The sequence below is a fragment of the Streptomyces sp. NPDC088254 genome (assembly GCF_044740925.1).
GTDB lineage: Bacteria > Actinomycetota > Actinomycetes > Streptomycetales > Streptomycetaceae > Streptomyces.
In genome coordinates this window covers 406,580-429,758 of the sequence record NZ_JBIURQ010000006.1, presented here as the reverse complement: position 1 = coordinate 429,758, position 23,179 = coordinate 406,580, and the positions used below count along the sequence as shown (strand labels likewise).

Genomic DNA, 23,179 nt, shown 5'->3' with positions numbered 1-23,179 from the left:
CTGTTGCCGCCCGCGCCGGGCGGACGTCGGCCGCGGCCCGGATCTCACTCTGCTCCGCCGCCACCGGCGCCCCTCCTCAACCCGCGCTCCACCCGGCGGTACTTCCCGGGTCCTCGGCAGGAGTCGGCACGAACGGCCCCTGAGTTCCCGCCCATTGCTGTGGCGTGGATCACAGCGACATGATTGAGTCGGACGCCAGGGGCATTTCCGTACCCTCTCGTGACGCGTGAGACCTGGACTGCGAGGATGAGGCGCCATGACTGTCGGGTGGTGTTCTCGCACGCTCAGGGCCGCTGTGTTCGCGGCCGTCTGTGTGCTGCTCGCCTCCCTGGGTCACGTCATGATGTCGGGGACCACGGTGTCCTGGTGGGCCATGGTTGCGGCGGCGCTGGCGACCGGCGGCACAGCGTGGTGGCTGGCCGGCCGGGAACGAGGGCCGATTCTGGTCAGCTCCGTCGTGGTGGCCACCCAGGCGGTACTCCACTCGTCGTTCGCGTTCGCCCAGGCCGTCGTACACCCGCAGACATCCAGCGGCAGTTCGCTCGTCCAGCAGTGGCTGGGCTACCTGCTGTGCGGTTCGCCGTCGGGTCCGGGCGCGGAGCACGACGCCATGTCGACGTCCATGGCTTCCATGCACCACACGATGGGCACCATGCACTCCATGGGGTCGATGGACCACATCGCCACGCACTCCGTGGACCACGGCATGGGCGGCATGTCCTCGACCGGCATGCTCGTCGTCCACCTTCTCGCCGCGTTGCTGTGCGGCCTGTGGCTCGCCCACGGCGAGCGCGCCGCGTTCCGCATCCTGCGGGCTTTCGCTGGATGGCTCGTCGCTCCGCTGCGCCTGATCCTCCGGCTGCCCGCGTCGCCGCACCGGCCACGTGTCCGCGCCTTCAGGGGCCGTTCGGATCGCAAGCCGCGGCGACTCCTCCTCACCTACGCGATCACTTCTCGGGGTCCACCCACGGGGGTCGCTGTCGCCTGACGACAGCCGGTTTCCCGAGGCCGCACACAGGGACGACGATCCGTCGGCTCCCCGCCTCGGGCGTCGGCCGCGCGCATGCGCGCCCGACCGTTCACCCCTTTCACCGGTTCCGCCGTCCCGCTCGCTGCTCTGCGCGCGCCGACCCGGACACCGCTCCCCTGGATTCCCGAGAAAGAGAGACACCAGGTGCTCACTCCTGTCCTGTCTTCAACGCGCGAAGACTCGAAAGAAGCGTCGAGAGACGAGTCGATCACGGCCTGGGCACTCGCCGCCCGCGGCGGCGACCCCGAGGCCGTCGACCTCTTCGTCCGCGCCCTGCACCGAGACGTCCGCCGGTACGTGACCTTTCTCGGTGTCGACCCCCAGAGCGCCGACGACCTGACCCAGGACACTTTCCTGCGGGCCCTGGGCAGCCTGCACCGGTTCGAAGGCCGCTCCTCGGCCCGAACTTGGCTGCTGTCCATCGCCCGCCGTGCCGTGATCGACAGCATCCGCCACAACTCCTCCCGCCCCCGCCTGTCGGATACCGACGACTGGCAGTCGGCCGCCGAACGCGCCCAGCCGCGTGACATGCCTGGCGTCGACGACAGCGTCGCCCTCGCCGCGCTGCTGGACGCGCTCCCGGACGACCGCCGCGAAGCTTTCGTCCTGACCCAGCTCGTCGGACTTCCGTACGCGGAGGCGGCCAGTGTCAGCGACTGCCCGGTGGGCACCGTGCGCTCACGGGTCGCCCGCGCCCGCACCTCGCTGATCGAGTGGCTGGACGAGGCCGAGCGCTGCACGCCGGTGGCCGTCGCGGCCTGACGGGGCCGCGTACGTGTGCGGCCGCCCGGTTCGTCCTACCCGACCGGGCGGCGGCAACGGACCCGATCCGCCTCCTCGCGGACGGAACCGGACCTGCACGACAGCCCCGACATCAACCCCGATCAGCCCTGAACACGGGGAGGTTTCGCGCCGTACCCGGTGCCGCGCGGCACCGGAACCCCGTACACCTCCCCGAAGCCACAACCGCCGGAGAACAGAGAATCAGGAGCACCCGCCATGGCTGAGAAGACCTACACCGTGTTCGGCATGAGCTGCGGCCACTGCGCCGCGAGCATCACCGAAGAGGTGGTGGAAGTACCCGGCGTGACCGAGGTCGATGTCGACGTCCCGACAGGGCGGGTGACGGTACACGGAGAGTCGGTCGACGACGACGCCGTACGGGCAGCGATCACCGAGGCGGGCTACGAGGTGACCGCAGCCGTGCACGACGCCGCGGCCTGAGCCGTACGCGCCGGCCGATCGCCTCGGCCGGCGCGTGCCCTCAGGCTGGCCGGGGAGCGCCGTCCGCGGGCCCCGCCTGGCCGCAGGGATTGCCCTGCGCTTGAATGCAGCCCCCTACACCATCGGAACGAGGGAGTTTCCCGTGCATCGCCCAACCCTGGCACGTAGCCTGCACCGACTTGGCGCCCTCACAGCAGTCGCGTTGGCGGTCACTGTTGCCACCGCGGGGCCCGCCGCGGCCCACGCCGAGGTCGAGGCGAAAGGCGCCCGGGCCCTCGACCAGAACGTCGCACTGACCTTCTCAGCGGAGTCGGAGTCCGACTCCGCCGGAATCACGAAGCTTGAAGTGATCCTGCCCAGGGGCATCACACCCGGCGACATCACCTACAAGGAAGGCCCGGACGGCTGGAAGCTCGCCCCCACCAGCCGGGGCTACACCGTTTCGGGACCCAAGCTCGCCGTGGGGGAGGACGCCGAGTACATCGTCACCGTACGGCAGCTGCCCGATGCCGAGTCCCTCGTCTTCAAGACCCTGCAGACCTACAGCGACGGCAAGGTCGACCGCTGGATCGAACTGGACGACGAGGAGAGCGGGGACGGCCACGGACACGGCCATCCCGCCCCCCGCCTTGAGCTGGGAGCCGCCGAACCCGGCGCCAAGGTGGTCAGCCCCACACCCGCCGAGGAACCCACCACCGCCTCCAGTGAGCCGACGGCCCAGTCACCCACACCGACCTCCTCGGCGAAATCTGCGGCCGACAGCAGCGAGGACGACGACGGCATGCCCCTCGCCGTGCCCGTCGGTATCGGCGCAGCCGTACTCGCCCTTGGCGGCGGGGCATGGTGGCTCAAGCGTCGCGGCACCGGGGCTTCCTGATGGGAGTTTGCCCGGCGGATGGTCAGCGTGCCGTGTCCGTGTCCCGGGTTTGGTTCGGGTGGCGCGGCACGAACGCCACCGCCAGCGCCGAAACCATGGCCAGGAGAAGCCAGGGAGCGGCGGCCGGGAGGCCCAGGTCGAGCAGGGAGCCGGTGGCTGCGCTGCCGATGAGGACGATCAAGCCGCTGACGGAGGACAGCGCGCCGGTGTAGAGGCCGATGCGGCCTTCCTCGGCGAGGTCGGGCACCCAGGAGCGGGCGGCGGGCACCACCAGCATCTGCCCGACGGTGAGCAGGACGACGAAGCCCGCCGCAGGCAGCAACCCGGCGAGGCCCGTCCAGCCGGCGGGGCGCGCGGCGGCCACGACCGCGAAACCGGCGGTGATGAGCAGCAGCCCGGCGGTCATGGAACGACGCAGGCCGAGCCGGTCGCCCGTCCAGCGGGTGACCGGAAGCTGGGCGAAGACGACCAGCAGCGAGGAGAGGGCGAACAGCCAGGACAGGGGCGCCTGGGAGCCCGCCGCGCGCTGTACCTCGTCCGGGAGGGCGAGGTACAGCTGGTTGTAGGCGAGCAGGTAGGTGCCGTAGGCGCAGCACAGGGCGAGGAAGCGGCGGTTGCGCAGCAGTACGCGCACCCCGCCGCGCTCTCGCGTCCGGACCCTGCCGGGGATGTGCTGCGGCATCAGCCACGCGTGTCCGGCCAGAACCAGGACGAAGACCCCGGCCCCGGCGAGGCAGGCGGTGCGGAAGTCCGCGGCGAGCAGCAGCGCGCCGAGCAGCGGGCCGACGAAGGCGCCTGCCTGGCCCGCCACGGTGAACAGCGCCAGGACCCGGGTGCGCGAGCCACGGCCCTCCTGCTCCCAGACCACTGCCTGGCGGGCCACCTCGGACTCCACGGCGGGTGAGAACAACGCGGCGGCGAAACCGATCACCAGCACCGCGCCGATCACCGCCCAGGTCGCCTCCGCGTACCCCAGCCAGGCGAACCCGGTGATCCGCAGCACGCAGCCGGCCAGGACGACCGGGCGCACGCCGTACCGGTCGACGAGCCAGCCGCCGACCACGAACAGGCCCTGCTGGCTGAAGGTGCGCAGACCGAGGACGAAGCCGACCAGCCAGCCCGCCATGCCGATCGCGGTGCCGAGGTGCTCGGCGAGGAACGGCAGTACGGCGTAGAAACCGATGTTGAAGGCGGCCTGGGTGAGGATCAGCAGCCGCAGCAGCGAGGAGAGTTCCTTCCAGAGTTTCCACGTCCGCTCGCGCGGGGCTTTGGGCGTGCGGCCTTCGGATGTTCCGTTCTTGGGGGTGCGGGCGGCTCGGTGGGCCAGGGCGCGGGAGATGAGATCCGTCATGAGGTTTCTGAGGGTGAGGCGGGCAGGGGCGTAAGGAGGGCGTCCGGGCGGTTCGGCTGCCGCTCCGGCTCAGGCACGGCCCTGTCGGCCTCGCCGGTTGTTCCGGACGGGTGTGCGGGCCGCTTGCGTCGCCGGGGCAGACGGATGCCGCCCGCGGCGGTCACCGCGAGGGCGCCCAGCAGGGCGAGGACGGCGGCCGGGAAGAGGACCGCCCACGGGGCGCGTTCGGCGTAGGGCTGGTTCTCGGCGAGCAGCAGGCCCCACTCGGGGGAGGGCGGCTGGGAGCCGAGACCGAGGAAGCCGAGGGCGGCCAGGGACAGGGCGGTGCCGGGCAGCCGGAGCAGGGCGTGCCGGGTGACCGGTGGCAGGACGGCGGGCAGCAGTTCGTGCCAGAGGAGGTACCAGCGTCCTGCGCCGAGAGCCCGGGTGGCGGTCAGGTGGATGGTGGCGCGCTCCTGCTGGAGGAGGGCGGAAGTGTGGGTGGCCAGCGGGGACCAGGCGACGACGGCCACCGCGAACGCCGGGGTCCACGGGCCGCTGCCCGCGATGCCGGTGACGAGGAGAGCGGCCAGCACGGCGGGTACGGCGTTGACGGTGTCGGCGAGCGGGGCGGACAGCCGGGGCAGCAGGCCCAGCAGCACGCCGGCCACGAGCGCGGCCACACTCACCGCCAGTGCGATGGCGAGGGTGTTCAGTGCCCCGTGCGCGATGCGGGCCAGCAGATCTCGGCCGAGGGCGTCGGTGCCGAAGGGGTGCACGGCGGACGGGGCCTGGAGCCGGGCGTCGGTGTCGAGGGCGAGCGGGTTGCGCGACAGGCCGAGGCCGATGACTGCGAGGAGCAGTGCCCCGTACAGCAGGGGCAGGATCCGGGCCGCGGGCGGGGTGGGCCGGTGCAGGGAGTGCAGGGCGCCGTCGCGCAGCGCCGGTCCGATCAGCCACCGGGCTGCGAGCCGGGCGAGGAACCCGGCGGCCGCAGCGAGGAGCACCAGGGCGAGCGTACCGGTCTGCAACACGGGCAGGTCCTGGGCGAGGGCGGCCTGCAGCGTGAGCCGGCCGAGCCCCGGGATGTCGAAGATCTGCTCGACGGTGACCGATCCGCCGGTCAGGCCGACCACGAACAACCCCAGGTTGGGCAGCAGTCCGGGCACACACCGGCGCAGGGCCTGCCGGGCCACGGACTTGGGCTGTACACCGCGGGCGGCGGCGGCCAGTGCCCACGGCTCGGCGAACGCGCAGGGCAGCAGGTCGTCCAGCATCCGCCCCAGCACGGCTCCGGCGGGCAGGCCGAGGGCGAGCGAGGGCAGCACCATCCACTGCGGCCCGTACCAGCCCAGCGCCGGCAGCCAGCCCAGCTGCACGCCGATCACCGAGGCCAGCACGGAGGCGAGGAGGAACTCGGGCAGCGCGGCCAGGACGGCCGTCGCGGTACCTCCGGGTGCGCGGTCGCCGAGGCGTCGGCGAGAGCCGAGCCGCAGGGTGCGCGCACACACCGCCGCGGCCGTGGCGACGGCCACCGAGAGGGCTCCGGCCATCAGCATCAGGGAGACACCGAGGGCCTGCGCGGCGGCAGGCAGCACCTCGCTGCCGGAGACCCACGACGTGCCCGCGTTCCCGTGCAGCAGTCCGCCCAGCCAGCGCCCGAGCAGCGGCAACGGGCCGTCACTCAAACCGAGTTGCGCACGGATGGCCCGCAGCGTCTCGGGCGTGGGGTCACGCTCGGCGGACCGGGCTCTGAGCACGGTCAGTGCCGGGTCGGTGCGGGACAGCCAGGGCAGCAGACCGATCCCGCACACGAGGGCGGCCGTGAGCGCGGCCCGCCACAGCAGTGCCGGGCCGCCGCCGCGCGCGAGGGCGCGCAGGGCGGCGCCGATCCCCCTGGTCAGGGTGGCGTCCGAGCTGTTCAGCGCCGGGTCCCCGTCCCGATGAGGGAGCGCTCGTACGGGTCGAGCAGCGCGCCTTGCACGGACTTGGAGATGCCCGTGACGAGCTTGAGATGCACCAGCGGGATCACCGAGTCGGTGCCGAGGACGGCGGCCTCCGCCTTCAGCGCGGCGTCCTGCCGCTTGGCGGTGTCGGACTCGGCCTGGGCGGCGGCGACCAGCTTGTCCACGTTCTTGTCACACAGGAACGACAGGTTGTTGGAGCCGTCGCAGGTGTAGTCGCCGGCCAGGACGGTGACAGGGTCGCCGGTGTCCAGCATCATGTTGCGGCCGTAGACGACGGCGTCGAACTTCCCGCCCATCATGTCGGCTTCGAGGCGTGCGTAGGTACGCACCTCCAACTTCACCTTGAAACCGGCCTTCTGCAGCTGCTGCTGGAGGATTTGGGCTACCTCCGGCATCTCGGGCCGGTCGGTGTAGGTGGCGATGGTGATGCTCTTGCCCCTGGGGTCGGTCGGCTTCGCCCGCCCGGTCGGCTCGGTCCGCTTGTCGGCTGCCCAAGGCAGGGCCGGCCCGTAGAGGCCCTGGGCCGGCACGGCGTACCCCTCGTAGGCGCCCTTGGCGATGACCGAGGTGTCGAGCGCCTCGCGTGCGGCGGCCCGCAGCCCCGCGTCCGTGAAGGCGCCGGACTTGGTGTTGAGGTACAGGCTTGTGTTGCGGGCGGTGTTGACCTCGTGGACGGTGCCCTTGTCCAGGGAGGCGATCTGGGAGACGGGGAGGGACTCGGCGATGTCGACGTCACCGGTGCGCAGGGCGTTGACGCGGGCGGTGCCGTCCGAGACGAACTTCGCGTCGATGCCGGACGCCTGGGCGCGTCCGCCCCAGTAGTCGTCGTACCGGTCCAGGGTGGCCGCCGTGTCACCGGTGAGTTTGGTGAGTTCGAAGGGGCCGGTGGCGGTACCGATCACCTTCACCGTGCCGTTCTTCCCGTACGCCTTGGGGGCGAACACCGCGAGGGACGGGTTGGACAGCCGTAGCGGCAGTACGGGGTCGGCCTCGGCGGTGTCGACACGGACACGCTTCTCGCCGACGGCCTCGGCGGTGAGCTTCACACCGGAGATCGCGGAGGGGGCAGGGTCGGCCTTGCCGACGGCGGTGAGGGCGGCGGCGACGGCCTTCGCGGTGACGGCCTCGCCGTCCTGGAACTTCGCCTCCCGCAGGGTGAACACCCAGCTCTTGCCGCCGCTCTCGCGGCTCCACGACTCGGCGAGTGCGGGGACCGCGGTGCCGTTGGCGTCCAGCTTGGTCAACCCCTCGGTGACGCCCAGCCGGGCAAGGAGCACGGCGTCCTGCCCGAACGGCGAGTAGTTCTCGGTGGGGCCGAAGGCGAGGGCGACGCGCAGGCGTGCGCCGTCGGCGGAGCCCGGGGACGAGGAGGCGTCGCCGGAGGAGGCGAAGCAGCCGGAGAGCAGGGGGGTGAGCAGCAGGCCGGCTATCAGCCGACGGCGGGGAGTTCTCATGGTCCTCGTCGTTCTGTGGTGTGGTTCTGTGTGCGGTCTTTCCCGGTCCGGCACCGAAGCGAAGTATATGAATATCATTTTCGCTTAGACAACGGGGATCTCGAAGTGCACGACGCCGCTCCCGCCGCCGGGCACTGCCTCCCGCTCGTCGAGGACGACCTTGCCCAGGGCCCGCCACAGGCCCATCGCGCCGGGTGAGTGCGGATACGTTTGGAGATACACGTGCCGGTAGCCGCCGTTCGCCCTCGCGCACTCCAGCAGGTCCTGCACAAGTGGCCGGGCCGGTCCGCGCCGCCGGTGCTCGGGCCGCAGGTGCACCCGCCGCAATTGCGCGGTCTCCCCTGAGGGATGCCGCTCGGCCAGCCACCCGCGCCCCGTCGAGGTCCGCTGCCGCGCCTCCCTGATGCAGTAGATACGCACTTGCATAGTATAGGCAGGAGTGGCCACGGCCTCGTGGGTCGGCAGCAGTGGGCCGGAGCCCTTGGCCGGCACGCTTCCATGTCCATGGCTTCGCCGATCTGGCCGAGGTTCTCGCAGACCGGTACAGCAGAACTCCTCCGCGCCTGTGTGCGGTTCACCGACGCGAGTGGACGCTCGTACGGCCCGGCTTGTGGAAGGTCATGTCCCGCAGCTGCTCGACGTGGTCGGGATCGGTCCGGACAGGGCCGTCACTTTGCCGATCACGGTGGGGGGACAACCCGGAACGGTTGGACAACCAGGCGTCCTTCGCCGCGCTGTGCAGGGTCAGTCCCGTCGAGCGTTCCTCGGGACGCCGGCAGGTCCGTCGTCTCGACCGCGGCGGCGACGCGCCGGACGGGCCGGTGGTTACAGGGGTCGGGGGGCCAGGGAACGGGCGGGGTGGCGGGGGCCGAGGAAGACGACGATGCCCTTGCCGTCGGGGGAGGGGTGGGTGGCCTGGGTCCAACCCTGGCGGCGGTAGAAGGACATGGCCCGTGGCGACTGGACGGACGTCAGCAGCCAGGAGCGGCCCTCGGGGGCGTCTGCGGTCACGGCCTTCAGGAGCTTGCCCGCGAGGCCGGTGCCCCGGGCGTCGGCGCGGACCGCGAGCTCGTCCGTCTCGCGGGCCCCGATGAGCCAGTCGGCGGTCTGGTCGGCGCCGAGACCGGCGGCCGCCTGGGGATAGCAGCGATCGGTGGGAAAGGGGGCGAGGGTCGTCCAGGCGGTGGCGAACCCGACGATCTCCCCGCTCTGTACGGCGGTCACGGCGGTGAAGCCCGGCCGACGTACGTTCGCCGGAAGTCGGTCCACGAACTCCGTTGCCTTCTCCTCGTCCTCGTCCCAGGGCGGGGCGCAGAAGGCGTCGACGTACACGGAGCGCAACTCGTCCGCGTGGGCGAGCAGTTCGGCGCCCTTGAAGGCGCGGATGGCGATGCTCATCAAGCCGCCACCGCCCCCGTCGGCGCCGCGATCGGGTGCAGGGCCGCGTACTCCAGCGGTGCCGACGGATCGACCGACACATCGAGCGGGGCGGGTTCGGCTCCGGCCCGCACCAGGAGGTCGCCGACGGCGGCGATCATGGCGCCGTTGTCCGTGCACAACCGCAGCGGCGGTACGCGCAGTCGGATGCCCGCGGCCTGGCAGCGCTCCTCGGCGAGCGACCGCACCCGCGAGTTCGCGGCAACGCCTCCGACCACGACCAGCGTGCCGACGCCGTACTCCTCACAGGCAGCGACCGCCTTGCGGGTGAGTACGTCCGCAACCGCCTCCTGGAGCGAGGCCGCCCCGTCGGCCACGGGCAGCTCCCGGCCGGCGTGACCCTCGGCCCAGCGGGCGGCGGCGGTCTTCAGGCCCGAGAAGGAGAAGGCGTACGGCTCGTCGCGCGGGCCGGTCAGCGGGCGGGGGAAAGGGACAGCGCGCGGATCCCCTGCGCGCGCTGCCAGGTCGATGGCCGGACCGCCGGGATACGGCAGCCCGAAGACCCGCGCGACCTTGTCGAAGCACTCCCCGGCGGCGTCGTCGAGGGTGTCGCCGAGATGGAGGATCGGGTCGCGGGCCAGCTCGCGGACCAACAGCAAGGACGTATGGCCACCGGAGACGATCAGCACCATGCAGGGATTCGGCAGCGGCCCGTGCTCCAGGGGGTCGGCGGCGACGTGACCGGCGAGGTGGTGGACGCCGTACAGCGGGACGCCCAGCGCGTACGCGATTCCCTTCGCCCCCGCGAGGCCCACTTGGAGTGCGCCGGACAGGCCGGGCCCGGTGGTGACGGCGACGGCGCCGATGTCGGACAGTCTCATGCCGGCCTCGTCCAACGCCCGCCGGACCACCGGGCGGACGGAGTGGACGTGTGCCCGGGCGGCGATCTCGGGGACGACCCCGCCGAAGCGGGCGTGCTCGTCCATGCTCGACGCCACCGCGTGCCCCAGCAGCCGCCCGTCCCGGACCAGGCCCGCACCGGTCTCGTCGCAGGACGACTCGATGCCGAGAACGATCGGAGAGCCCATCGCCCACCTCCAATTGCAACATGACTGCAATAACGAAACCCTTGCAAGAAGATACCGGCCTGCGCAAGACTCAAAGAGGGTGCGGGGCGCCGTCTTGCCTGACACGTCCCGTCCTCGGACGCAGCTCCGCACCCTTCCGGCTCTGCGTCACGTCCATTCGTTCAGGCGGCGCATGGCGCGCACCGGCCGTGGACGAGCAGCGATCCCGATGCGTCGGGTCGCAGCCCGGTCAGCTCCTCGATCCGCCCCGCCGTTTCCGTCAGATGTTCGCGGGCCGGCGCATGCTCGGCACGGCCGTCCTGCTCGGCGTCTGCCGGCCCCTCAACCTGCTCCTGGCGGGGGAGGAAGCCGCCGTCGCGCTCGGTCTGGACGTGCACCGTTTCCGTGCCGCGGGTGTGCCCTCGGGCGCACCCGGTGCCGAGTGCAGTCGCCGGCAGCGCTCAAGCACGTACCCGCCATCAAGAACAAGCGGTTCGCCGTGCCGCCCCTGTCGTCCACGGTGCTGGGCGTCCGGGTGCCGGCCGCGACGGCGTCGACTTCGCACACCACGGTGTCCAGCCCTGCTCGTGCGCAGACCTCGGCGATACCGGCGCCCATCTGACCGCCGCCCACGACGCCGATGCGCCGGATGCCCCCGCTCACGCCCTGGCCTCCGTCCGGCGCACGAGGCGCCGGGTGTAGGCGTCAGGGGGTGAAGAAGAGCGGCAACTCGGCTGCCGGAGCGGTTCGTTCGAACAGCGTGCGGACGCTTGGACATCTGCCCAGGGGTATGCGGCGCCGAGCGTGGCGGCCTCGTCGTCGAGCAGCCCGAGGACCGTCTCCCGGTCGATCACCCGATGGCGCGGTCACACCCAAGGAAGAAGAACGACGGTTGCGTCTCCAAGGCGCCGATGCTGCCCACCGCTCGTGGGCCGCCGGGGCGCCGGGGGAACGGGGCGGCCGGCACGGGGGGTATTGCGGTAAGAGCGCCGGGCTCGATCGCTCCTGCAGACGCCCCATGGTGACGCGTCGACGCGATCAGCTCAGGTTCGCGGAGGGGGTATGAGGGCTGTCGCAGGCCATGTGTTCCCCTTCGGCCGGCTCACCAGCTCCGCCGGCGGTGGTCACACGGTCGACGGAGCCCTGCGGCCCTGCGCCGGCGGGCTTGTCGGCGATCATGGTGGCGACTGCTTCGCTGGTGGTGGCATGCACCGGCAGGATTGTGTCGACACCGGTGAGGACGAGCATCCGCATCAGGCGGTCGGGGACGTTGGCGAGTCTGAGTGCACCGCCCACCGCCTGGGCGGCGTGCCAGAGACCGATGAGCGCGCTCAGACCGGCGGAGTCGCAAAAACTGACCTGTGACAGGTCCAGAACCAGGTGCGGACACCTCTGCTGGACGATTTCCGAGGCTTTTCGGCGCAGGGTGTCCGCGGTGTCCATGTCCACGTCACCGGCGACCGTGGCGATCGCGAGGTCGGGACGTGGGTGCTGGACGGTCAGGTGCAGCGTGTCGGTCACGTCGGTCATCACTCCTGGCCGAAGTGTTCGGGCGCGGCGGCGGTGTGTGCGGTGGCAGCGACACCGCCGTCGGGTGTGGCGTGGGGGTGCGGGACGGACAGGGCCAGCAGAGCCACGTCGTCGCCGGCTCCGTCGGGCAGTGAGGCCAACAGGGTGATGCTGTCCTCGACCAGGGAGGCGGCGGTGACGGGCGCGGTGCGCTGGTGAAGAAAACCGGTCAGGCCGTCCTCACCGAGCATGGCGCCCTCGGTGGTGCGGGCTTCGGTCAGCCCGTCCGTGTAAAGGAACAGGCTTTCCCCGGCCGTCAGGGAGAAGGTGGTCTGCGCGAAGGGCGCCTGGGAAAAGGCGCCGACGAGCATGCCGCCCTTGGGGCGTACGGCCCGCACCCAGACGGCGCCGCTGTCGTCGGGCCGCACGTGGTAGGCCGGCGGGTGGCCGCCGGCGGCGAGGGTGACGGTGAAGCCGCCTTCCTCCCGGGGCTCCAGGAGGCCGAAGACGACGGTGCAGAAGCGGCGGCCGGCGGTGACGTCGGTGAGCAGCATGGTGTTGAGCGAGCTCAGCACGGTGACGGGGTCGGCGTTGATCTGTGCCGCGGTGCGCAGGGTGTGGCGGGCCAGGGCCGTGACGGTCGCCGCCTCGGGGCCCTTGCCGCACACGTCACCGAGGAAGAACGCCCACCGGTCGCCGTCGAGGGGGAAGACGTCGTAGAAGTCGCCGCCCACGTCGTGGGCGGAGGCGGTGCGGTAGTGGCAGGCCAGTTCCAGGCCCGGCACCACGGGAAGGGCCGGGGGCAGCAGGGTGCGCTGGAGGGTGGAGGCGAACGCGGCGATGGCGGCCTTGTCCTGCTCCGCCTTCTCCCGCGCCGCCCGTTCCGCTTCGGCGTGCCGCCGCTCCGCTTCCCGGCGGGCCTGCTCGTCGCGCAGGGCGCGCAGCGCCGACAGCCGCAGCTCCATCTCGTCCAGCACGATCGCGGCGAGATCGGCCAGGGTGGCGGTGTCCTCCTCGGTGATCGAGCGCGGCCGGGTGTCGAGGACGTTGACCGTGCCCAGCTTGTGCCCGTCGGGGGTGACGATCGGCGCGGCGGCGTAGAAGCGCACGCCCATTTCTCCGGCGACCAGCGGATTGTCCGCCGCGACGGGGTCCTTGAGGGTGTCGGGGATGACCATGGTGTCATCGCGCAGGATCGCCGAGCCGCACAGGCCCGGATCACGGCCGATCTCCGCGACACCCTCCAGGCCGTGGGCGGCCTTGAACCAGATGCGGTCGGTGTCCACGATCGTGACGGTCGCCACCGGCACGTCGAAGAGCCGGGCGGCCATCGCCGCCACCCGGTCGAACGCCCCGTCGGGCGGGGTGTCGAGGATGTCGTAGCGGCGCACCGCCGCAATCCGGGCCGCCTCCGCATCCGGGTCGGGGACCAGCTCGGGGCGGCGCCCGGGAGCCGGGTCGGTGGCCGATGCCTGCTGCATCATCGGCTTGCCTCTCCGTCGATGGGCTGCCGCCGTGAACGGCACGAACCGACGCAGCCTAAATCGCCCACACGCCCGAACGCCAATGCCGTCGTCAACCGGGCTTCCGGCAGCGGCGGCCCGCGCCTGCCGCCCCCCGTCGAACGGTGGGCTTCGCGTCGAATGGGTGGTGCTGCACCTCGCGCCTCCCTTCGGGAGCCGAGGAACTGGTGCGCAGATGCGCGGCATGCCGTCGTCTCCACGATAGGCCGGGGTGCAGGTCGGCTGCCGCCTGGCGGGCCGTTACGAGAGAGGAGGAGTAAGGCGCCGCCTGGCTTCGGTTGTGTGCCGCGGGCCGGACCCGCTCACTTCGAGCGGGCGACGAGGAAGTCGGTGCTCGCGGACAGCGTGGTGAGCTGTGGGGTGTCCTCGTCGTCGATACGGACCCCGGTCCGCTCACTCAGCGTCTCGACGAAACTCAGGAAGTCCAGCGAGTCCATTTCGAGGGCGTCGCGGAACGGGTCGTCGGGCCCCAGGGCGGTGAAGTCGGCGTCAGGGATGACCCGTGTGATCGATTCCTTGACGATGTCCAGTGCTTCGGTACGCTTCACAGCTGCTCCGGGTTCTGCAGGAGGCGGTCGACCACGGTCAGGTAGTGGGCTCCGACTGCGCCGTCGGTTGCCCGGTGGTCCGCCGACAGGGTTGTGGTGACGACGGGCCGTATGCCGAGCAGGCCGTCGACGGCCCAGGGACGGTCCACGACCCGTCCGAAGCCGACCAGGGCCACCTGTGGCGGGTAGATGACACCGAAGACGGCTTCCACGCCCTGATCACCGAGATTGGTGACCGTGATGGTCGAGCCGGACACTTCCGAGCCGCGGAGCCTGCCGGTGCGGGCGCGGGCGACCAGGTCCTTCAAGTTGGTCATCAGCTGGGGGAGTTCGAGCGTGTCGGCGTCGCGCAGGGCGGGGGCGACGAGCCCGCCGCCCCGCAGCGACACAGCCACACCGAGGTGGACGCCGTCGCCTGCGGTGAAGTGGTCGTCGGTCCACAAGCCGTTGAGCTCGGGAACCTCCCGGGCCGCGAGGGCTGCGGCCTTCAGAAGCAGGGCAGCGGGAAGCAGCCGCTCGCGGACCGATGTGCGCCGGTTGTGCTCGTGCAGCCAGTCCATGGCAGTGGCCATGTCGACGGTCGTGGACAGGTAGTAGTGCGGGATGTCCCGGTTGGCGCGGGCCATCAGTTCGGCGATCGCCTGGCGCATCGCGGCTGACCGGTCATCCGAGGGACGCACCGGGGCGGTGACGTGGCGGGTGGGCGGGGCCGTGGTTGCCGGTCCCGGGGCCGCCTCGCGCACGTCGGTCGCCTGGACGGCGCCGTGCTTGCCGGTTCCCGTCACTGTCGTCAGGTCGACGTCCAGTTCGGCGGCGAGTCGGCGGGCAAGCGGGGTGGCTCGTAGGCGTGATGGCGCAGCGGCAGCCTCGGCGGCCGCGGCTGCCTGTTCGACATCGGTCCGTGTGACGCGCCCTCCCGGCCCGGATCCTTTGAGTGTCTCCAGTTCGATACCGCGGCGTTCGGCGAGGTGCCGGAGCAAGGGGCCGGCTTCGATGTGCTCGCGCTCGTGTTCGTGGGCGGCGGGCGGCTCGGGGCGGCCTGCGCTGGTTTCTGGCCGGGTGGGGGCCGGCGTGCGTTGTGGCGCCCGCCGGGTTGGTTGCTTGGCCTCAGTCTTTTCGGGCTTTCTGGGCTTCTCGCGCTTCCGGGGCTTTTCTGCTTTCTGGGACTTTCCCGCGGTCGGTCGGATCAGTGCGAGGGCCGTGCCGACGGGTACTGTCGTGCCCGGCTCGACGAGCAGCTTCCCGATCGTCCCGGTGTCGAAGCACTCCACCTCGATAGTGGACTTGGCGGTCTCGACGACCGCGACGGGATCGCCTTTGCGGACCTGGTCGCCGGGCCGGACCAGCCACTCCAGGAGCGTGCCCTCGTCCATGTCGGCGCCCAAAGACGGCATGGTGAACTCGGCCATGGTCAGCCCACCGCCCGGTGTGCCGCCGCGACGATGTCGGCGGTCTGCGGCAGAGCGGCCTCCTCGAGGCGCCGGGCGTACGGGATGGGGACTTCCGCGCTGCACACCCGCTCCACGGGGGCGTCCAGTTCGTAGAAGGACTCCTCGGCGATGCGGGCGGAGATCTCGGCGGCGAGGCTGCCGGTGCGCCAGGCTTCGTCGACGATCACCGCGCGGTGCGTGCGGGCCACGGTGGCGGTGATGGCCTCGTTGTCGAGGGGCCGGAGCGTGCGCAGGTCGACGACTTCGGCGCTCACGCCCTCGGTGGACAGTTCGTCCGCCGCCGCCAGCGCCTTGGACAGTGAACCGCCGTAGGTGATCAGGGAGATGTCGGTGCCGGGGCGGCGGACCGTGGCGTGATCGATGTCCACGGGTGCGGCGGGCGAGGAGAGTTCGCCGGAGGCGTTGTAGAGGCTTCCGTGCTCGAAGATCAGCACGGGGTCGGGGTCGGCGAGCGCCGGGGCGAGCATGTGGCGGGCGTCCTCGATGGTGGCCGGCGCGAGGACGCGGATGCCGGGGATGTGTGCGTACCAGCCCTCCAGGCTGTGGGAGTGCTGGGCGGCGAGCTGTCGTCCGGCGCCTGTGGTCATGCGGATCACCAGGGGTACGGGGAGCTGGCCGCCCGACATGTGCAGCAGGGTGGCGGCGTTGTTGAGGATCTGGTCGAGAGCGAGCAGGCTGAAGTTGACGGTCATGATCTCGACGATGGGCCGCATCCCGGCGAGGGCGGCGCCGATGCCCGCGCCCACGAAGGCGGACTCCGACAGCGGTGTGTCGCGGATTCGTTCGGGCCCGAACTCTTCCAGCAGTCCGAGGCTGACGCCGAAGCATCCGCCGTAGCGGCCCACGTCCTCGCCCATGAGGAAAACGCGGTCGTCGGCGCTCAGGGCGTCCCGCAGCGCTTCGCGCATCGCTTCCCGGTAGGTCGTCTCGGCGTCCGCCGGCTGCTCGCCCGCGCTCATGGTCACCTCACCTCCCCCGGGGCGCTGGTGACATGGAGGAGCAGGTCTTCGACCGGTTCCTCCGGTGCCTGTTCGGCCGTTTCGACGGCACGGTCGATCTCGTCGGTGGCGCGGTGTTCGATCCCGGTGAGTTCCTCGTCGCCCAGCTCATCGTCCTGGCGCATGCGGTCCATGAGCTGGCTGATGGGATCCCGGGTCTTCCAGTGCTCGATCTCCGCCTTGTCGCGGTAGCGGTCCGGGTCGTACATGGAGTGGGCGCGGAAGCGGTAGGTGCGCGCCTCGAGGAAGTGGGGGCCTGCGCCGGCCCGGATGGCTTCGGTGGCCCGGCGGGCGGCGTTCTCCACGGCCTCGACGTCCATCCCATCGACGGCCCAGGCGACCATGCCGTACGAGGCGGCGCGCATGGCCAGGTCGGTCTGTGCCTCGTGCCGTTCGAGGGCTGTGCCCATGGCGTAGAGGTTGTTCTCGCAGACGAGCAGGAGCGGCAGGTTCCACAGGACGGCGAGGTTCGCCGTCTCGTGGAACTCGCCCTCGGCGAAGGCGCCGTCGCCGAAGAAGCAGCAGGTGACGCGGGGTTGTTCGCGCATGCGGTCGGCGAGGGCGAGACCGGCGGCCAGTGGGAGACCGCCGGCGACGATCGCGTTGCCCCCGTAGAAGCGCCGGCTCGCGTCGAACAGGTGCATGGACCCGCCGTGGCCTCCGCTGCAGCCGGTCGTTCTGCCGAACATCTCGGCCATGACGGCATCGGCGGGGATGCCGCGGGCGAGTGCATGGCCGTGCTCGCGGTAGGTGGAGACCACCGCGTCCTCGGGGGTCAGCGCCTGGTTGATGCCGACGGCGACGGCCTCCTCGCCGATGTAGAGGTGGACGAAGCCGCGGATCTTCGCGGTGCTGTACAGCTCGACGCATCGTTCCTCGAAGCGCCGGATGCGCAGCATGGTCTCCAGCAGATCCATCCTGTGCGTGGTGCCCGGCCCAACAGCCGACACCTCTGGCCTTGCGCTCCTCTTGTTCGGCGTGGCCTTCTTCGCGTCCGACTTGGCGGGCTTCGGGGTTCCCGGGGCCTTCCTGGCACGGGTGTTACGGGCCACGCTCATGAGCATCCCTCCAACGTCGACAAGTCGCCGGCGGGCAGACCGAGTTCGCGCGCACGCAGCAGGCGGCGCATGACCTTGCCGCTCCGGGTTTTGGGCAGGTTCTGGTCGAAGGCGATCTCCCGGGGCGTGACGGCAGGGCCCAGTCGGCGACGGGCGAAGGCCAGCAGTTCCCGCTCCAGCTCCGGGGTCGCCTCGACGCCGGGGCGCAGTGACACGAACGCCTTGACGATGTTCCCGGCGACGGGGTCCGGTCGCCCGATCACGCCGGCCTCCGCGACCGCCGCGTGCTCCATCAGCGCGCTCTCCACCTCGAACGGGCCGATCAGATGCCCCGCCGACTTGATGACGTCGTCCGCGCGCCCCACGAACCAGTACCAGCCGTCCGCGTCCCGCCTGACCAGGTCGCCAGTCAGATACCAGTCGTCGGCGAACGCGGCTTCGTAGCGCTCCTTGTCGTGCAGATAGCCGCGGAACATGGACGGCCAGCCCGGCCGCAGCGCCAACTCGCCCTCCACGTCGGGGCCGTCCACCTCCGTGACCCTGCCGTCGGTGATCAGGGCCAGGCCGTCCTCGCCCTGCTTCAGCACGGTCGCCTCGACACCCGGCAGCGGCCGCCCCATGGAGCCGGGCCGGATCTCGCAGGCCGCGAAGTTCGCGATCATGATGCAGCCGGTCTCGGTCTGCCACCAGTTGTCGTGCACCGGCAGGCCAAGCACCTCCTGGCCCCACACCACGGCCTCGGGGTTGAGAGGCTCGCCGACGGAGGCGATGAACCGCAGGGCCGACAGGTCGTAGGAGCGCGGCAGATCGTACGGGCCTTCGCGGGGTGTGGCGCGCATCAGCATGCGCAGGGCCGTGGGCGCGGTGTACCAGACGCTGACCCGCTGCTGGCCGAGGATCCGGTACCAGCGCCGGGCGTCGTAGTCGCCCTCGTCGACGACGACTGTCACGCCGTGCACGAGCGGGGCGACGATGCCGTACGACATGCCGGTGACCCAGCCGGGGTCGGCCGTGCACCAGTACACGTCCTCGGGGTGCAGATCGAGCGCGTACGCGGCCGTGGCGTAGTGGGCGACGACCGCTTCGTGGACGTGGACGGCGCCCTTGGGGGTGCCGGTGGTTCCGCTGGTGAAGTGCAGCAGAGCCATGTCCTCCGGCGAGGTCGGCGGGATGGTGAAGCTGTCCGAGGCCGCGGACATCAGTTCGTCGAAGGAGAGCGTGCCGGGAAGCTCCTCGGCGCCGGGGCCGACGACGAGGACATGTTCGAGGACGGGTAGCGACGCCCGCCGGTCGGCGACCTTGCGCCGGTACAGAGCCGCGGTGGTCACCAGCACGCGGGCGTCGCCGAGCCGCAGCCGCTGTTCCACCGGGTCGGGGCCGAACGCGGAGAAGAGCGGGCACAAGACGCTGGTGTTCTTCAGCGTGCCGAGCACCGCGGTGTAGAGCTCGGGACAGCGGCCGAGCAGAGTGAACACCCGGTCCCCATGGCCGACGCCGAGTGACCGCAGGACGTTCGCGAAACGGGCGGTACGGCGGGCCAGCTCGCCGTATGTGACGGTCGAGACGGCGTTGTCACGGGTTACGCACCTCAGCGCGATCTTGTCCCCGAGGCCCACACTCATATGCCGGTCGACCGCCTCGTGCGCGATGTTCAGCCCGCCGCCGGACAATCCGGCCAGCTCGGTACGCGCCTGCGACCAGGTGAACACGGAACGAGCCCGGTCGTAGTCGGAGAGATTCGGCGGGACGCCCGGTGAGGTGTCCTCGGGGATTGTCTCCCAGTGCATGGGCGCGCTCCTCCCGACGCCGGCCCCTCTCCAGAGTCGCCCGGCCTTGGCCGGGCCGCACTACGAGCCACGCCGAGCGGCCCCGGACGCGACTTGGTGGGGGCGGTGATGGTTCACAGAGGTGCAGATCCGGCGGGGGAGGCCAATGGCGACTGTGCGGGCGTTCGGCACCGTAAGCCCGCCGGTCCGACCGACCGCAGCGGCCTTCCGGCATCGTGGAGCCGAGGGCTGCCCGCTTCTCGCGGACCCGGATTGCGCGGTGCGCGGTTGAACAGCCGGCTTACCGTGCATGCCGATGTTGGCGATATGCCCGCCCGGGCGTACGACCCTTGTGCACAGGATGAAGCTGTCCGGATCTCCGGCGGCTTCGATGGCCACGTCGGCGCCAGGACCCTCGGCCAGATCGGCGATCAGCCGCCCCGGCAGTTCGGCGGAGTCGGCCCCAGGCGGGTGGCGGCTTAGAGCCGGGAAGGGGACCGGTCCACGGCGATGATTCTGCGCGGCGAGTAGATCCGCGCGGTGATGGCCACGGCAAGCCCTACGGGGCCGGCGCCCACCACGACGACGGTGTCCCCGGGGCTCACGTGTCCGTTGCGCACGCCGACCTCGTAGGCGGTGGGGAGGACTTCGGCGAGCAGGACGGCGTCCTCCAGCGTCACGGCGTCGGGCAGTCGTCGGGTGGAGTGGTCGGCGAAGGGCACCCGTACGAATTCGGCCTGTGCCCCGTTGATCAGATTTCCGTGGATGTGCAGATCAATGCCGCAGATGGTCGTGGCGTCGACGCGCACGATGGCGTGGGTCGGGTCCTCGATCGCGGGATCCGTGACTGTGTCCCAGGAGGTCTGCTCGGGGCCGTGGTAGACCAGTGCTCGCATGGTCACCCGCTCCCTGGCTACCTCGGCTGCCTTCCTCCACCGTCGCCCTCGCAGCACGTCGGGGCAACTGGGACTGTCGGACTCCTCAGAACCGTCGGACAGGGCAGATCCGAGCTGCGGAATTCGCCGACGCCGAGGTGGACGTCGGGGGCGAAGCGGCGGTTGAGGACGACTTCTCGCTCGCAGGCGGCCCGCCGGGCGGTCACCGTCGTGTAGTCCAGGAACGTCAGGTCGACCGGCTTCTTCACCTTGTAGGCGCGGTCTCCGACGAAGAGCACCACCGCAGTGTGGGTCTCGCGCACCTCCGCGCGCGGGAGGTGCGGGTCGCGGGGGCGGCGGCTCGCCGCACCGGCGCCATCGGCTCCTCGTGGTGGCTCGGCTCAGTCATGGGGGACGACGGCGACAGGGCAGCGTGCGTGGTGGGCGGCGGCCTGGGCGACGGGGCCCAGGCGTGGTGCCAGGGGAGGGTGGTGCTTTCGTCGGCCGACGATCAGCAACTCGGCGCCCGCGGCGGCTCCTACGACTGCCCTGGCGGGGCTGTCGAGGCGGATGGTGTCAGCCACAACCACGCCCGGGAACTTCTCACGCCAGGGGCGGAGGGCCTGGCTCAGGCTCTTCTGCGCGTCCTGCCTTTCCTCTTGAGCCACGGTGTGGTCGACGCCCCAGGGGGCGTACGCGTGGATCGGCAGGCTGCGGCCATGGACCGCGCGGACGGGTACGCCCCGCGCCGCGGCGGTGGTGAAGGCGAATTCGAGCAGCTCGTCGCACGGGCCGTGTAGTTTCAGTGCCACCACCACATCGCCTGGTGCACCTGATTCGGAGATGTGGCCTTCTTCCCGCCGGTCGGCGCGGACCAAGACCACAGGCCGCTCGGCGCGTGCCACGACGGACATGCTGATGTCGCCGAGGAAGTAGCTCTCCACGGGAGTCAGGCCCCGCGAGCCGAGCACGAGCATCTCGGACTCCGACGCCGCTTGGAGCAACGCGTTCTGGGCGTCGTCGGCGACCAGGTTGCCGACGACGGTGAGGCCCGGGTTGCGCGCCTGAAGTTCCGCCTGGGCGTTGTGCATGAGCCGCTTCGCCCAGTAGTTCTGGTCGACTTCCGCAGGGATGCGGGTCGGTTCCGGCGCGAGCAGGGGCCACGCGTGCAGCAGGCGCAGGGTGAGATTGCGCCGCTCGGCTTCGTCGGCGGCCCAACGAGCGGCGGCGAGGCTCTCGGGTGAGCCGTCGAGACCCACGGTGAGCACTCGTTCCATGGCGACTGCCTCCATCTCGTACAAAGCTGGAAGGACGGTGAGCGTGGTCACTGTCCGGGCTGCTGCCGCCCCGTGCGTCAGTGGCCGGGCAGGCCGGCTGCGGGGCGTGCTCGATGCGACGCACGAACATCGGCGCCGACCGACAGAACACGGCGCTTCTGCATCGAGGAGTACCCCAGATCTCCTCGCGGCGCATGTGGTCCCCGGCGAGGCGGCGCTCGCACGAGCGGGAAGTCCGGAACAAAGGAGGTGGGAGCGGTGGCGGTTCCCCTGGTGGTGGGCATCGACGGGTCCGAGGCGAGCCTTGAGGCGGTGGACTGGGCTGCTGACGAGGCAGTCCGGCACGAGGTGCCGCTCCATCTCATGCACGCGGCCGCAGCGGATGACGAGGTGCCCGACCTGGTCGCCGTCGCCTCGGAGCGAGCCCGGAAGGGCGCGCCGACCGTGCGGCTCTCCAGTGAGGTGCTGCACGAGGACGCGGCGTCCGCCCTGGTCGGCAAAGGGCGCAACTCCTTCGCGCTGGTACTCGGATCCCGAGGGCTCGGAGATCTCGCCGGACTGCTCCTGGGCTCGGTCAGCCTGGCCGTGGCCGCTCATGCCGACTGCCCGGTCGCGTCGTGCGCGGTGGGGTGGAGCACCGTGCCGACCGGTCCGGGAGCGTCGTCGTCGGAGTCGAGGACGGGGAGGGCAGCGGTACGGCCGTGCGGTTCGCGTTCCGCGAGGCCCATGTGCGGCGCTGTCGGCTGGTGGCCGTGCACGCCTGGAGCCTCCCAGTCGGGACCCCGGGGCCTCCGGGGGTGTCCGGATACGCCCTCCAAGCCCTGCAGCGCCCGCCGGCCCAGGTGCTGGCTGACGCACTGCGCGACCCCGCGCAGCAGTACCAGGACGTTCCTGCGAACAGTGAGGTGGTCGAGAGCTCGGCGCGACGGGCACTCCTGGATGCCGCGTCCGGTGCTGATCTGCTCGTAGTCGGGGCCCGCAGGCGACATGGGCACGCCGGCCTGCAGCTGGGCCTGGTGAACCACGCGGTGCTGCACCACGCGCCGTGTCCGATCGCGGTCGTTCCGCAGGTATGAACCGGTGACGAGCGACGAGCAGGTGGGTCGAGTGGCCGGTCGGCAGGGACCTTCGGCCCCGTGATCGGACTCCGCCGCCGTTGGAGGGTGGTGAGGGAAGCAGACGAGGTGGGGGAACGCACCAGCAACAGCTGGAGGCCAGACCATGAGCGCACAGGATCCGCCGCACGCACCCGGTCCCCACCGACCGCACAAGGAGCAGCACCCGCCCAAGGGCGCGAACCCACTGAGGCGCACGTCCGATCGGGTCGAGACCTGGTGCTCCGGTTTCCTGCTGGCGGTCCTTGTCCTCGGAGTGCCCGTGGCTTCGGTGAGCGCGGGGCGGGCAGCCCATGAGTCGACAATGCGCACCGTTCAAGCCCAGTCCGCAGAGCGGTTCCAGGTCACCGCCCGGGTGACCTCGGCCCCCGAAGCAGCACCGGGCAGTGCCGCGGACGAGAAGCAGAAGGTACAGCTCAGGTGGACCGGCGAGGACGGCCGACAGCAGACGGGAACCGCCCCCGTACCGCTGGACAAGACCGCAGGCTCGACCGTGCGGATCTGGGTGGACCGGGAAGGAACCGTTCAGGACCCGCCGATGTCCGCGAGCAACGCGAATGCCAGCGGCTGGCTGATGGGCGGCATGACAGCGGTCGGCGTGTACGCCGGCTACGTCGTCGCGCGCAAAGGCGTGCGCTTGGCGCTGGACCACAGGAGGTACGCGCAGTGGGACGCCGAATGGGATCGGGTGGAGCCCCTCTGGTCCACGCGGTTCCGCAGATGACAGGCCCGG

General features: G+C 71.3%; 19 protein-coding genes and 7 pseudogenes. 7 read left to right on the top strand and 19 right to left on the bottom strand.

Annotation, left to right across the window (positions count from 1 at the left end):
* Nucleotides 1–256: 256 nt before the first annotated feature.
* The 4 genes from ACIOC0_RS20340 to ACIOC0_RS20325 all read left to right on the top strand — a co-directional run bounded on the left by ACIOC0_RS20340 (nucleotide 257) and on the right by ACIOC0_RS20325 (nucleotide 3,131).
* Nucleotides 257–988, top strand: coding sequence for a hypothetical protein (locus ACIOC0_RS20340; protein ID WP_402156484.1), 732 nt, complete (start codon nucleotides 257–259; stop codon nucleotides 986–988).
* A gap of 186 nt (nucleotides 989–1,174) precedes the next feature.
* Nucleotides 1,175–1,792 carry a sigma-70 family RNA polymerase sigma factor gene (locus ACIOC0_RS20335; RefSeq protein ID WP_402156483.1) on the top strand — a complete coding sequence of 206 codons (618 nt, stop codon included), beginning with the start codon at nucleotides 1,175–1,177 and terminating at the stop codon, nucleotides 1,790–1,792.
* A 237-nt stretch (nucleotides 1,793–2,029) separates the two neighbouring features.
* Nucleotides 2,030–2,254 carry a heavy-metal-associated domain-containing protein gene (locus ACIOC0_RS20330; RefSeq protein ID WP_402156482.1) on the top strand — a complete coding sequence of 75 codons (225 nt, stop codon included), beginning with the start codon at nucleotides 2,030–2,032 and terminating at the stop codon, nucleotides 2,252–2,254.
* 142 nt (nucleotides 2,255–2,396) lie between these two features.
* Nucleotides 2,397–3,131, top strand: a complete 735-nt coding sequence (locus ACIOC0_RS20325; protein ID WP_402156480.1) for a DUF1775 domain-containing protein — start codon at nucleotides 2,397–2,399, stop codon at nucleotides 3,129–3,131.
* A gap of 22 nt (nucleotides 3,132–3,153) precedes the next feature.
* On the opposite strand, the gene ACIOC0_RS20320 is transcribed toward ACIOC0_RS20325, so the two are convergent.
* The 4 genes and pseudogenes from ACIOC0_RS20320 to ACIOC0_RS20305 all read right to left on the bottom strand — a co-directional run.
* Nucleotides 3,154–4,482: an MDR family MFS transporter gene (locus ACIOC0_RS20320; RefSeq protein ID WP_402156479.1), complete on the bottom strand. Its 1,329-nt coding sequence runs from the start codon at nucleotides 4,480–4,482 to the stop codon at nucleotides 3,154–3,156.
* Complete coding sequence (locus ACIOC0_RS20315) at nucleotides 4,479–6,275, bottom strand: ABC transporter permease subunit (RefSeq protein WP_402156478.1); 1,797 nt, start codon at nucleotides 6,273–6,275, stop codon at nucleotides 4,479–4,481. The genes ACIOC0_RS20320 and ACIOC0_RS20315 overlap by 4 nt, the downstream gene beginning before the upstream one ends.
* A 107-nt stretch (nucleotides 6,276–6,382) precedes the next feature.
* Nucleotides 6,383–7,882, bottom strand: a complete 1,500-nt coding sequence (locus tag ACIOC0_RS20310) for an ABC transporter substrate-binding protein (RefSeq protein WP_402156476.1) — start codon at nucleotides 7,880–7,882, stop codon at nucleotides 6,383–6,385.
* Between the two features lie 84 nt (nucleotides 7,883–7,966).
* A pseudogene (locus ACIOC0_RS20305) lies at nucleotides 7,967–8,248 on the bottom strand (GNAT family N-acetyltransferase); the annotation flags it as partial.
* Nucleotides 8,249–8,502: 254 nt separating this feature from the next.
* Here ACIOC0_RS20305 and ACIOC0_RS20300 point away from each other — a divergent pair.
* Nucleotides 8,503–8,637 (top strand): annotated as a pseudogene (locus ACIOC0_RS20300) (hypothetical protein); the annotation flags it as partial.
* Nucleotides 8,638–8,707: 70 nt separating this feature from the next.
* Here the strand turns inward: ACIOC0_RS20300 and ACIOC0_RS20295 are convergent.
* From ACIOC0_RS20295 to ACIOC0_RS20225, 15 genes and pseudogenes are all read right to left on the bottom strand, one after another.
* A complete protein-coding gene (locus tag ACIOC0_RS20295) occupies nucleotides 8,708–9,280 on the bottom strand; it encodes a GNAT family N-acetyltransferase (protein ID WP_402156474.1) in 573 nt (190 codons plus the stop codon).
* Nucleotides 9,280–10,347, bottom strand: a complete 1,068-nt coding sequence (gene tsaD, locus ACIOC0_RS20290) for a tRNA (adenosine(37)-N6)-threonylcarbamoyltransferase complex transferase subunit TsaD (RefSeq protein ID WP_402156473.1) — start codon at nucleotides 10,345–10,347, stop codon at nucleotides 9,280–9,282. Before tsaD ends, ACIOC0_RS20295 begins: the two co-directional genes overlap by 1 nt.
* Before the next feature lie 161 nt (nucleotides 10,348–10,508).
* A complete protein-coding gene (locus tag ACIOC0_RS20285) occupies nucleotides 10,509–10,724 on the bottom strand; it encodes a hypothetical protein (protein ID WP_402156472.1) in 216 nt (71 codons plus the stop codon).
* 142 nt (nucleotides 10,725–10,866) lie between these two features.
* A pseudogene (locus ACIOC0_RS20280) lies at nucleotides 10,867–10,989 on the bottom strand (3-hydroxyacyl-CoA dehydrogenase NAD-binding domain-containing protein); the annotation flags it as partial.
* Nucleotides 10,986–11,189 (bottom strand): annotated as a pseudogene (locus tag ACIOC0_RS20275) (malate synthase A); the annotation flags it as partial. The pseudogenes ACIOC0_RS20275 and ACIOC0_RS20280, both read right to left, overlap by 4 nt.
* 175 nt (nucleotides 11,190–11,364) lie before the next feature.
* On the bottom strand, nucleotides 11,365–11,856 hold the full coding sequence (locus ACIOC0_RS20270; RefSeq protein ID WP_402156471.1) for an STAS domain-containing protein: 492 nt from the start codon (nucleotides 11,854–11,856) through the stop codon (nucleotides 11,365–11,367).
* Nucleotides 11,856–13,319, bottom strand: coding sequence for a PP2C family protein-serine/threonine phosphatase (locus tag ACIOC0_RS20265; protein WP_402156470.1), 1,464 nt, complete (start codon nucleotides 13,317–13,319; stop codon nucleotides 11,856–11,858). Before ACIOC0_RS20265 ends, ACIOC0_RS20270 begins: the two co-directional genes overlap by 1 nt.
* Before the next feature lie 341 nt (nucleotides 13,320–13,660).
* Complete coding sequence (locus ACIOC0_RS20260) at nucleotides 13,661–13,906, bottom strand: acyl carrier protein (RefSeq protein WP_402156469.1); 246 nt, start codon at nucleotides 13,904–13,906, stop codon at nucleotides 13,661–13,663.
* A complete protein-coding gene (locus ACIOC0_RS20255; RefSeq protein ID WP_402156468.1) occupies nucleotides 13,903–15,315 on the bottom strand; it encodes a 2-oxo acid dehydrogenase subunit E2 in 1,413 nt (470 codons plus the stop codon). The genes ACIOC0_RS20260 and ACIOC0_RS20255 overlap by 4 nt, the downstream gene beginning before the upstream one ends.
* A 2-nt stretch (nucleotides 15,316–15,317) precedes the next feature.
* Nucleotides 15,318–16,316 (bottom strand): alpha-ketoacid dehydrogenase subunit beta, encoded by a 999-nt coding sequence (locus tag ACIOC0_RS20250; protein WP_402156467.1) that lies wholly within the window; start codon nucleotides 16,314–16,316, stop codon nucleotides 15,318–15,320.
* Between the two features lie 2 nt (nucleotides 16,317–16,318).
* Nucleotides 16,319–17,413 (bottom strand): pyruvate dehydrogenase (acetyl-transferring) E1 component subunit alpha, encoded by a 1,095-nt coding sequence (gene pdhA, locus ACIOC0_RS20245; RefSeq protein WP_402156466.1) that lies wholly within the window; start codon nucleotides 17,411–17,413, stop codon nucleotides 16,319–16,321.
* Nucleotides 17,410–19,200: an acetate--CoA ligase gene (gene acsA, locus ACIOC0_RS20240; protein ID WP_402156464.1), complete on the bottom strand. Its 1,791-nt coding sequence runs from the start codon at nucleotides 19,198–19,200 to the stop codon at nucleotides 17,410–17,412. Before acsA ends, pdhA begins: the two co-directional genes overlap by 4 nt.
* Before the next feature lie 276 nt (nucleotides 19,201–19,476).
* A pseudogene (locus ACIOC0_RS20235) lies at nucleotides 19,477–20,075 on the bottom strand (zinc-binding dehydrogenase); the annotation flags it as partial.
* Nucleotides 20,076–20,170: 95 nt separating this feature from the next.
* A pseudogene (locus tag ACIOC0_RS20230) lies at nucleotides 20,171–20,377 on the bottom strand (gluconate kinase); the annotation flags it as partial.
* Between the two features lie 78 nt (nucleotides 20,378–20,455).
* Entirely contained in the window at nucleotides 20,456–21,331 is an 876-nt protein-coding gene (locus ACIOC0_RS20225; RefSeq protein ID WP_402156463.1) for a universal stress protein, read from the bottom strand.
* A 258-nt stretch (nucleotides 21,332–21,589) separates the two neighbouring features.
* Between ACIOC0_RS20225 and ACIOC0_RS20220 the strand changes: the two are divergent.
* Nucleotides 21,590–22,407: pseudogene (locus tag ACIOC0_RS20220) on the top strand (universal stress protein).
* Nucleotides 22,408–22,750: 343 nt separating this feature from the next.
* Nucleotides 22,751–23,170: a hypothetical protein gene (locus ACIOC0_RS20215; RefSeq protein WP_402156462.1), complete on the top strand. Its 420-nt coding sequence runs from the start codon at nucleotides 22,751–22,753 to the stop codon at nucleotides 23,168–23,170.
* The last annotated feature ends 9 nt before the right edge of the window (nucleotides 23,171–23,179 follow it).